Source organism: Burkholderia sp. 572, assembly GCF_040545135.1.
GTDB lineage: Bacteria > Pseudomonadota > Gammaproteobacteria > Burkholderiales > Burkholderiaceae > Burkholderia > Burkholderia cepacia.
Genome location: NZ_JBEPLH010000002.1, coordinates 536,242 through 546,445, shown reverse-complemented (window position 1 = coordinate 546,445; position 10,204 = coordinate 536,242). Strand labels below are relative to the sequence as shown.

General features: G+C 65.9%; 8 protein-coding genes. All 8 read right to left on the bottom strand.

What is annotated here, in order from left to right:
- Positions 1-13 precede the first annotated feature (13 nt).
- Positions 14-1,867, bottom strand: coding sequence for an extracellular solute-binding protein (locus ABIC51_RS06210; RefSeq protein ID WP_175852715.1), 1,854 nt, complete (start codon positions 1,865-1,867; stop codon positions 14-16).
- Positions 1,868-2,184: 317 nt separating this feature from the next.
- Complete coding sequence (locus ABIC51_RS06205) at positions 2,185-4,971, bottom strand: TonB-dependent receptor (protein ID WP_175899151.1); 2,787 nt, start codon at positions 4,969-4,971, stop codon at positions 2,185-2,187.
- 316 nt (positions 4,972-5,287) lie between these two features.
- Complete coding sequence (locus tag ABIC51_RS06200) at positions 5,288-5,863, bottom strand: helix-turn-helix domain-containing protein (RefSeq protein WP_027787334.1); 576 nt, start codon at positions 5,861-5,863, stop codon at positions 5,288-5,290.
- 315 nt (positions 5,864-6,178) lie between these two features.
- The gene (locus tag ABIC51_RS06195) at positions 6,179-7,369 is read right to left on the bottom strand and encodes a tetratricopeptide repeat protein (RefSeq protein ID WP_060084926.1); all 1,191 of its coding nucleotides are present in this window, start codon (positions 7,367-7,369) and stop codon (positions 6,179-6,181) included.
- Between the two features lie 16 nt (positions 7,370-7,385).
- Positions 7,386-7,817 carry an ExbD/TolR family protein gene (locus ABIC51_RS06190; protein WP_048022780.1) on the bottom strand — a complete coding sequence of 144 codons (432 nt, stop codon included), beginning with the start codon at positions 7,815-7,817 and terminating at the stop codon, positions 7,386-7,388.
- 225 nt (positions 7,818-8,042) lie between these two features.
- Complete coding sequence (locus tag ABIC51_RS06185) at positions 8,043-8,465, bottom strand: ExbD/TolR family protein (RefSeq protein WP_175899149.1); 423 nt, start codon at positions 8,463-8,465, stop codon at positions 8,043-8,045.
- 20 nt (positions 8,466-8,485) lie between these two features.
- Positions 8,486-9,403 (bottom strand): MotA/TolQ/ExbB proton channel family protein, encoded by a 918-nt coding sequence (locus ABIC51_RS06180; RefSeq protein ID WP_048022781.1) that lies wholly within the window; start codon positions 9,401-9,403, stop codon positions 8,486-8,488.
- A gap of 86 nt (positions 9,404-9,489) precedes the next feature.
- A complete protein-coding gene (locus ABIC51_RS06175) occupies positions 9,490-10,188 on the bottom strand; it encodes an energy transducer TonB (protein WP_175899147.1) in 699 nt (232 codons plus the stop codon).
- Positions 10,189-10,204 lie beyond the last annotated feature (16 nt).

Below are 10,204 nucleotides of genomic sequence, written 5' to 3'. Positions count from 1 at the left end.
CGTCGTTCCCCCGTCAGGCCGCCGGCGCGGGTTTCGCCGCCGGATGCTTCACGTACCAGTAGTCGATGATCCAGTCTTCGTACTGATAGGAATTCGGCACGATCGCCGGGTGGCCGAGCGTCGCCTTGTACGCGATCCGCGCATTCGGCAGGTAGTACTGCGGAATCAGCGCGTACAGGTTGATCAGCACGCGGTCGAGCGCGTGCGTGGCCGTCTCGAGATCGTCGAGCGTGTCGGCGGCGAGCGCCGCGCGGATCAGCGCGTCGACCGCCTTCGACTTCACGCCCGGATAGTTCTCGGAGCCCGGCTGCGACGCAGCCGCGCTGCCGAAGCGGCGCGTCAGCTCCGCACCCGGGATCGTCACGGGCAGGTAGATATACGTCGTCATGTCGTACTCGAAGTTGTCGAGCCGCTTCAGGTAGACCGCGCTGTCGATCTCACGCAGGTACGCGTGGATGCCGAGCATCGCGAGCGCCTGCGTGTACGGCAGGATCAGGCGGTCCATGCCGGGCTGGTCGTCGATGATCTCGATCGTCATCGGCGTGCCGTTCGCGTCGCGCAGCGCGCCGTCGCGGTAACGCCAGCCGGCCTGCGCGAGCAGGTCGCGCGCCTGCTTCAGGTTCGCGCGCAACGAGCCGGGCGGCAGCGTCGACGGCTGCCGGACCATCGGGCCGAACACCTCCGGAAACAGCGTCGAGCGGAACGGTTCGAGCAACGCGCGCTCCTTCTCGCTCGGCATGCCGGTTGCCGCGAATGGGCTCGCCTCCCAGAAGCTGTTGGTACGGCGATACTGCCCGTAGAACATCATCCGGCTCATCCAGTCGAAGTCGAACGCCAGCGCGAGCGCGTGCCGCACCCGCACGTCCTGGAACATCGGCTTGCGCATGTTGATCAGGAAGCCCTGCATCTGCGCGGGGCCGTCAGGAAACTCGCCGCGCTCGAGCATGCCGTTGCGGAAGTTCTTGCCGACGTACTTGCGCGCCCACTGCGTCGCGCTGTATTCCATGCGCGCGTCGATGTCGCCGGCCTTGAACGCCTCGAGCGCCGTGTACTGATCCAGGTACAGCTTGAACGACACGCGCGCGAAGCGGAACATGCCGCGTCGCGACGGCAGGTTCGCCGCCCAGTAGTGCGGGTTGCGCACATAGACGATCTGCTTGTCGTTCTTGCGCTGCTCGATCAGGTACGGGCCGCTCGCGATCGGCGGCACCGTTGCGATCTGGTCGAACGGCGGCCGCGTGCCGTCCGCACGCTGCCCCCACTTCGGCGAGAACACCGGCAGGTCGCCCGCGATCAGCGCGGCGTCGCGCTCCGCGTGCTTGAACTCGAAGCGCACCGTGTGGCCGTCGACGACCACCGCACGCCTGATGATCGAGAACTGCGCGTTGTACAGCGGCGAGGCCTGCGGGCTCGTCAGCGTATCGAACGAATACCTGACGTCGGCCGCGGTGATCGGGTCGCCGTTCGAGAAGCGTGCGGCCGGATCGAGGTGGAACGTCGCCGACAGCCCGTCGGGCGCGACCTCGACGTCGTCGGCGATCAGCGCGTATTCGGATGCGAGCTCGTCCCAGCTGCGCTGCATCAGCGTGTCGAACATCAGGTTCTTGATGTCCGGCGCGGGCGAGCCGCGCACGAGAAACGGGTTCAGCGAGTCGTAGCTTTGCGCTTCGTCGTAGTTTTCGAAATCGAGCGTGCCGCTGTCCGGCGCGTCCGGATTCGCGTAGTCGAAATGCGTGAAGCCCGGCGGATACTTCGGGTGGTCGTATTGCGAGATCGCCGGCACGGCGAGCGCGGCCTGCGGCATGACGCCGCCCGACACGAGCCACGCGGCGCACATAAGCAGCGCGGCGCGCGTGGCGGCACGCATCCGCCCATGCGTGCGCTTCAGGCGCTTCAGGTGCGAGTGGCGCGGCACGCGTGCCCGTCGCCCATTCAACAGTCTCATGGTCAGTCTGTCCGGAAGCGTGCGGGCGCGCTGCCTGCGCACGGTCGATGCCTGTGCCGGACGCCGCATGTCGGCCGCGTCCCGCGTGGGGTTCGTGCTGTACACGATCGGATCAACTGCGCCGCCGCGCGCCCCGGTTGCGGGACGTCGTGGCGCCAGGCGAAAAAAGGCCGCCCCGAAAAGGGGGTAGTGGACGTGGAGCGGCCTGTCCAAAGCCTGTCAGCGCATTGCGATCGCCGTCAGAACTTGTACGTCGCGCCGACCTGCGCGAACCGGCCGATGTATGAATACACCGACGTGTCGTACCCGCTCTGGTCCAGCGTGCCGTTCGCGAAGATCGGGTCGTACGGCGGCGTGCGGTTGAAGAGGTTGTTGATGCCGCCGTAGATCGTCCAGTTCTTGAAGCCCGTGTACGTCATCATCAGGTTGAACTGGCTGTACGAGCCGACCTTCGACGGCGCGGGCGCCGGCAGCAGGTTCTGCGCGTACGGGCCCGTGAACTGCCACGTCAGCGCCGCATCGAACTTCCGGTAGTTCCAGTCCAGCGTCGTGTTGCCGCGCCAGCGCGGGAAGCTGCCGCCGAACGGCTGCGTGATCGTGAAGTTGTTGCCCGCGCCGTTGACCGGCGTTCCGCCCGGGAAGCCGATCTTGTAGCTGTTGATGTACGCCCAGTCGCCCGACAGCGTGACCGTGCCCCAGCCCTTGAGCGGCAGGCCCTGGCGGAACGTGCCTTCGAAGCCGTTCGTATCGAGGTAACCGAGGTTCTGGTACGGAATCATCTTGTACAGCAGCTGGCCCGTCGTCGGATCGGTCACGACCTGCGACGGCGCGCCCTGGCCGATCACGTTGTCGATGCGGATCTTGTACCAGTCGAAGCCGAGATCCGTGTAGCGGCTCGGCGATACCTGGAAGCCGATGTTGAAGTTGCGCGTGCGTTCCGGCGCGAGGTTCGGGTTGCCGACGGTGATCGACGTGTAGTTCTGGCCGGTGGCCGGATCGACCTGGATGCCGAGCGTCTGCGACTTGCTGTCCTCGACGAAGGTCGGCGCGCGGAAGCCGCGGTTGTACGACGTATACAGCGTGAGGGCCTTGATCGGCTGGTAGCGCAACGCGAAGCGCGGCGAGAAGGCACCGCCCACGTCCGTGTAGTGGTCGTAGCGGCCGGCCTGGCTGAACGTCAGGTTCTCGAGGATCGGCACGTTGATCTGGTAATAGACGGCCGCGACGTTGCGCTGGCCGTTCACCGTCTCGAGGTCCGGGGTAACGACCGCCCCGCTCAGGTATTCGGAGCCCGGCGTCAGCACTTCGCTCTGATGCGTGAACTGCGCGCCGAAACCGATCCCGACGTCGCCGGCCGGCAGATGGAACAGGTTCGGCGTCGACAGTGTCGCGTCGATCGTGTCGAGCTTCGAGATGCCGAGGTTGTTCGCTTCCTGGAACAGCCCGTTGAACGCGTTCGGCGTCGCCGCCGGGTTCGCAAAATTCAGCGTGCCGTTCTGGTAGATGTTGTTCAGCGCGTTGACGTTCAGCTGGTTCGTGAACACGTTCGACACCGTGCTCTGCGAGTGGCTGACCGACGTCGCCCAGTCCCAGTCTCCGTACGGCAGCGTGAACGACCCCTTGATGCCGGCGGCCGCACGCCAGTAGTTCGCCCAGGTCTTCTGCGCGACCGTGTTCGGAAACGCGTAGGTGAGCGGCGTGGCCGCGCCCGTCGTGTTGTACGGGTTGCTGACCGGTACCGTGTAGTTGAACGGCGACAGCAGCTTCGTCTGCGGATTCCAGACGAGCGCCGGGTTCTGCGGGTTGCCGATCACGTTGTTCCACAGGCCGTCGTTGGTCGTGGTCGTGTTGTAGCTCTCGAGGAAATCCGCGAACGCGGTCGTCTTGTCGTCGATCTTGAAGTCCCCGTGGAGCTTTGCGTTCAGGCGCTCGGTCATCGGCAGGATCGACGTGCTTTCAGCCGTGTTGTACGCGCAGATCGTGCCCGGCGATCCGGACGACAGCGAATTCGACGCGGCCTGATGGACCGAGCCGCCGAACGGGCAGCCACCGCTCAGCGCCTGCGCGACACCACCGGGCATGTTCCAGTACGACGGCGCGAGCAGCGAGAAGCCGCCCGGCTTGCCCGTGAAGTCCTGGTTGCGCGTCGAATCGCGATCGGCCAGCGTGAAGCCGTTCGACTTGTAGTAGCTGAGCGCGGCCGTCACGTTGAAGCGGTCGGCGTTCAGGTCGCCGAAGCCGCCGAGCACGCCGAACTTCGTCGTGCCGTCGCCGTTACCGGCATTGATCGCGCTGCCGAGGCTGCCGTCGAGCTGCAGGCCGCGGAAATTGTGTTTCGTGATGATGTTGACGACCCCGCCGATCGCGTCCGAACCATACTGCGACACGGCGCCCGTCTTCACGATTTCGATCCGCTCGATATCGTTGAGCGGGATCGTGTTGAGGTCGAAGAACGAGTCGACGCTGTTCGAGAAGAATGCGTAAGGTGCGACGCGCTGGCCGTCGACCATCACGAGCGTGTACTTCTCGGACAGGCCGCGCAGCGCGATACCGGCCGCGCCGGCCGCGAAGTTGCCCGATTGCCCTTCACCCCAGCTGTTCGCCGAGTTGGCCGCCGCATCGCGCAGGAAGTCGGTGACGGTCACCGCGCCGCTGGCCTGGATTTCCTTCGGCGTGATCGTCTGCACCTGCTGGAAACCGGTCTTGTCGGCCTGCCGGATCAGCGAACCCGTCACTTCGAAGCGCTTGATCTGCGCGACCTTGCCCTGCCCGTTCGCGCCGGGTGCGGCGGGCGTGGCCTCGGTTGCGGCGCCCGCTGCCGCGGCGCCCGTGGCAGCGGCGGCATCCGGCGTGCCGCCCGCCTGTGCAACGGTCACGGGCGCGCCGTTCGCGACCGCATCCGCGATCGCGACGGCGCCCGGCGCCGGCTGGCTCTGTGCAAACGCCGGCGGCGCCAATGCCGCCGTCAGCGCCAGCTCCGCCCAGACTATTCTCTTGATGGCCAACGCCAAAACTCTCTGCTTCATCTTGTTCCCTCTCGCTCGTAGTAAGACCCCACCTGCTGCGCGCCGGAACCTTGTGAATTCCTTGCGCGTCCTGGGTGACCGTGTAACGGAACCCGCGATTGCCACGCCTTCGATTGCCACGTTTTCTACCGCCACGACTCGAACGGCTCGGCTTCGGGGCACCAGCACCATTCAGCATCACCGTCGTTTTCTATTTTGATTCGCCATACTAAACACCTACATTGAGCGCATTACCTGCTTCCTGCCGATTCGACCGGCATCCGCTACCGATCGGGTACCTATCCTTGCTGACGGTCCGCCGCGCCGGCCGCCCTTGCTAGAACAGCCTGGGCGTGCCGACCCAGACGATCACCGCCTCTTCGTCGGCCGTGTTGCGCCACGCATGCGGCATCGTCGACTCGTAATGCGCGGTATCGCCCTCGTTCAGCGTGAACGTGCAATCCTCGAGCGTCAGCGCCACCTGCCCGCGCAACACATAGACGAACTCCTCGCCCGCATGCGTCGTCATCTCGGACGACAACTGCCCCGCCGGCATCCTGACGAGGATCGCGTCGAGCTTGCGGCCGTCCACCAGATTCGTCAGCCGGGCGAACCGGCTGGCCGAGTTGGTGAACTGGAAATACTGCAGCGCATTGCCGCGGCATACCGAGCGCGCCTCCGTCGGCGTGTCGATGAAGTACTGCATCGTCACGCCCAGCGCCTTTGCGATCCGGACCAGCGACGTGATCGACGGCGTCGCCCGCCCACGCTCGACCTGCGACAGGAACGGCTTCGAAATGCCGGCGATCGTCGACGTTTCGTCGAGCGTAAGTTTCAGGCGCTGGCGCAGCGCCCGGATCTTGTTGCCTAGCGACACGGCGACGAGCACCGACTCATCAGGGGGCAAAACCATGGAAAGACGGACCCTCGCAGTCGAAATCGGTTTGATGTCGTCAAGCCTCGACCGATGCCATGACGCGACCGGCCCGGCGCGATACCCGGCCGCACGCTGTCGCGGCGTGCACGCCGCGCGTGGTGCGGCACGGCACCCGCATCGCTCGGCCGTGCCGATCCTGCGCATTTCATTCGGTTTACTAATCAACAAGGCTGCCCCTTTTCCCTCGGCTGACCTGCCCTCATGCATCGGTGCCGTCTGAGCGGCGCACCGATTTCCGCTCACCGACCACGCCCGCTCCCGCGCCGCGGGCCGTCGTGCCCGTGCGTTGCGTTAGCGGGATGCCACCACGGTCCAGAGCCGTGCGAGGTCGGCGGAACCGTCGGTGCCCTTGACCGTGCGCAGCACCTGGACCGCACGCGCCTTCTGACCGGCCACGTAATACGCCTCTCCGAGCCGCAGTCGCGCCGCGTCCGGATGCTCGAGCCCGCCCTTCGCGATCGCCTGCTCCATCATCGGCAGGCCCTGCTGCGCCTTGCCTGCGAAGACGAGGTTCATACCCGCGTCGATCGGCGCAGCCGGCGTCGCGGCGTCCCCGCCCGATTGCGCGCGCTTTGCCGCGAGCGCCTGCAGCCGCTTCTCGCGATCCGCCTGTGCGTCCTTGCCGAGTACGCCGGACGCGAACCCCTGGTCGATCACCTGCTTGCCTTCGGCGGGCGACCCTGCCACCAGCGCGAGCTGCGTCATTTCCATGTACGCGTCGGCTGTCGCGAGCGAGCCCGTCGCCCGGCGCAACCGGTAGATGTCGAGATCGAGCGACGGCAGATACCCCGGGTTGCCGCGAATCGCCGTGACCATTTCGTCCCAGTACGCGGGGCTCGGGTGGTAAGCCACCAGCAGCCCGAGCGCACCGCGATACGCGTTGCCGTCCTTCACTTTCTGCGCGCAGGTCGCAAGCATCTGCAACTGCCCTTCATCCGGCGCGTGTCCGCCGTTCGCCTGCGCGTCGGTGCTCGCTTTCAACTGGCTCACGAGCGGTGTGCAATCGTTCGACAGGTAGTACGACTGCGTGAGCAGCGTGCGCATTTCCGGATCGGATCCGCCTGCCTTCAGGTAGCGCTGTGCAATCCGGATCGCCAGCGGGTAGTTCTTCTGCTGGAAGTAGATGCCGGCCAGTGCCGCCGTGGTCCGCTGCTCGTCCTCGCCCGACAGCCGCCCCGAGTTCAGCACGGCCTCGTAGGCCTGCGCGGCCGTGCCCGAGTCGCCTGCCGCCATCGCGGCCGCGCCGCGCATCTCCTCCACCATGTAGGTTTCGTACGGCGTCCGGTTCGGCACGGCCGCCGCCTGGGCGATCTTGCCCAGTGCATCGCGATACTTGTGCGCCCGGTACAGGTCCTGTGCGGCCGCCAATGGCTTTGCCACGTCCGGCCGCAGCGCGTCCGCCGGTAATGCCGGGCGTCCGAGCAAGCCTGCCGCGCCGAGCGCCGCCACCGCCATCATCCGTTTCCATCGTCGCTGGTTCATCGGCTCGTCCGTGTCGTCATTGCATGAACTGTTCGTTACCGATCAGGCCGATCTTGGTCGCGCCCACGCGTTGCGCGGACGCGAGCACGGCGGCCACGTCCTTGTACGGCACCAGCTTGTTGGGGCGCAGGTGGATTTCCGCCTGCACGGGTTCCGCCGCCACCTGGGTCAGTTTCGCCTCGAGCGCCGTGCGGTCCGGCACCGGTGCGCCGTTCCACGTCGTCGTGCCGTCGAAGTCGATGTCGATCTGCACGATTTCCGGCGGCGTGGCCGGCGGCGGCGGGTTACCCACCGGCAGGTCCATCTTCACCGAATGCATCTGAATCGGGATCGTGATGATCAGCATGATCAGCAACACCAGCATCACATCGATCAGCGGCGTGGTGTTGATATCGACCATCACTTCCGGTTCGGCATTGCTTCCGCCCGAAGGCACATTCATTCCCATCGTCGACTCCTGTCGATCAGCGTTAGTGCTTTAGCACTTACGCTGATCCCATGCTTCGCGGTCGATCAGCATTAGTGCTTCAGCACTTACACCGCCCCCATGCTTCGCAGTCAATCAGCATTAATGCTTCAGCACCTACGCCGACCCCATGCCCCAAGGCCGACCAGCGTCAGTGCATCAACCCCAGCCGCCAGCCCGCCATCTCACCAAGATTCCCGTCCACGACTAGCTGCCGCGCGCGGGCGGCTCCGTAATGAACGACAGTTTCGCAATCCCCGCGCGCTCGCACATCGTGACCAACCGGCCGATGAACTCGTAACGCGTGTTCTGGTCGCCCCGCACGTGGACGCTCGGCTGCGGCTGCTGCTGCGACACGTCCTTCAGCTTCGCGAGCAGTGTCTGCGCATCCACCAGCTGCTCGCCCCAGAAGAAGTCGCCATCGCGGTTCACCGCGATCTCGATACTCTTCGGCGTCGTCTGCAGCGGTTGCACCGTCTCCTTCGGCAACTGAAGCTGGATCGTGTGCGTCACGACCGGGATCGTGATCAGGAAGATGATCAGCAACACCAGCATCACGTCGACGAGCGGCGTCGTGTTGATGTTGGCGATCACCTCGTCGCTATCGTCCTGCCCGACGTTCATGGCCATCGCGCGTCTCCGTCGGCCGGTCAGTTCGCGAGCGACGCCGCGGCCGGCGACGAGGACGCCGCGCGTACCGGGCGCCGATTGCCGGCCAGCAGCACCGTGTGCAGTTGCGCGCCGAAGTTGCGAACCCGCTCCATCACCGACTTGTTGCGCCGGACCAGGAAGTTGTAGCCGAGCACCGCGGGCACCGCGACGGCGAGGCCGATCGCGGTCATGATGAGCGCCTCGCCCACCGGGCCCGCGACCTTGTCGATCGACGCCTGGCCGGCGATGCCGATGGCGGTCAGCGCGTGATAAATCCCCCAGACCGTGCCGAACAGCCCGACGAACGGCGCCGTGGAGCCCACCGTGGCCAGGAATGCGAGCCCGTCCTGCATCCGGTTCGACACGTTCGTGATCGAGCGCTCGACCGATACGTCGATCCACGTGTTGCGGTCCACGGCTTCCAGCAGCGCATCTTCATGATGCTCGCCGGCCTCGATTGCCGTTTCGGCGATGAACCGGAACGGTGACGCCTCGTCGAGGAGCCTGGCGCCCTCGGCCAGCGACGGTGCGGACCAGAGCTGCGCATCTGCCAGTTTCGCGCGGCGGTTGGCGCGCAACTGTTCCAGGAACTTCGTGATCATGATGTACCAGCTCCCCATCGACATGATCACCAGCAGGATCAGCACGAAACGGGCGACGAAGTCGCCGTTCTTCCATAGCGCGCCGAGCCCGTACGGGTTCTCGACCGCTTCCGTCGTGGCCGGCGCGGGCGGCGGAGCCGGTTCGGCGGCGGCCGGAGCCGTGGCCGGTGCGGCAGACGGCGCCGCGGCCTGCGCCGCCGTGCCGGCCGCGCCGCTTGCCTGCGCATGGGCGAGCTGCGGCGCAACGAACCCGTCGACTGCGACGACGGACATCAGGATGCTTGCCGCCAACGCGGCCAGTGAACGCTTCGTCATACCCCACTCCAGTTATTTCGGTGAACTTAATACGGCAGTTCGTGATGGTTTTTCCCGACCCGGTTCGCGCCGGGCCGCCCACTGCATCAATTCAGATTGAACGAGAACGGTACCTGGACCCGCACCGACTGGCCCTGCGCGACGCACTTGAATCGTTTTACGGTGTTGTAGGCAGCGCGATCGAGGACCGGATCTGCCGACTGCGCCACGCGCTCGTTCGTGATGTTCCCTTCCGCATCCACGACGAATTCGATGGTTACGTCACCCGTGATGTTGTTTTCCTGCGCTTCCTTCGGATACTGGATCGACGCGCGAAGCGCGTCCGAATTCGGGCAGACGACACCCACGTCATGGCTGACGGGCTTGGCCGGCGCCGGGGGTGCTACGACCGGTGCCTGCACGGCCGGCGCGGAGGGTACCGGGGCTGACTGGTGCGTGATCGTCGCCTGCGGCGGCGCCTGCACCGGCACTTCCGGCGGCGGGACGAACGGGGGCGGCGGCGGCGCGAACTTCGGCGGCGGGAGTTTGACCACGGGCATCGGCGGTGGCGGCGGCGGCTTGACCGGCTCGATGATGCGGGTTTCGATCGGGTGCTGGATCACCTGCACGACTTTCGTCGCCAGGCCGTTGAGCAACGCGTAGATCAGCACTGCATGCAGCACCAGGACGATTCCGACGCCGCCGAACCGGCGTACCGGATTCTGTTGCTTCTTGCCGAACTCTCGCGGACGGCCCAGCGTAGCCACTCCGCTGTTCGACGTAACCAGACTTTCTTCGACTTTCATGCCCACCATCCATCCC

What these genes read in the sequence shown, in the direction of transcription:
- ABIC51_RS06195 (WP_060084926.1), bottom strand. Translation starts at nt 7,369, where the DNA reads ATGAACCAGCGACGATGGAAACGGATGATGGCGGTGGCGGCGCTCGGC.
- ABIC51_RS06210 (WP_175852715.1), bottom strand. Translation starts at nt 1,867, where the DNA reads ATGCGTGCCGCCACGCGCGCCGCGCTGCTTATGTGCGCCGCGTGGCTC.
- ABIC51_RS06185 (WP_175899149.1), bottom strand. Translation starts at nt 8,465, where the DNA reads ATGGCCATGAACGTCGGGCAGGACGATAGCGACGAGGTGATCGCCAAC.
- ABIC51_RS06200 (WP_027787334.1), bottom strand. Translation starts at nt 5,863, where the DNA reads ATGGTTTTGCCCCCTGATGAGTCGGTGCTCGTCGCCGTGTCGCTAGGC.
- ABIC51_RS06190 (WP_048022780.1), bottom strand. Translation starts at nt 7,817, where the DNA reads ATGGGAATGAATGTGCCTTCGGGCGGAAGCAATGCCGAACCGGAAGTG.
- ABIC51_RS06180 (WP_048022781.1), bottom strand. Translation starts at nt 9,403, where the DNA reads ATGACGAAGCGTTCACTGGCCGCGTTGGCGGCAAGCATCCTGATGTCC.
- ABIC51_RS06205 (WP_175899151.1), bottom strand. Translation starts at nt 4,971, where the DNA reads ATGAAGCAGAGAGTTTTGGCGTTGGCCATCAAGAGAATAGTCTGGGCG.
- ABIC51_RS06175 (WP_175899147.1), bottom strand. Translation starts at nt 10,188, where the DNA reads ATGAAAGTCGAAGAAAGTCTGGTTACGTCGAACAGCGGAGTGGCTACG.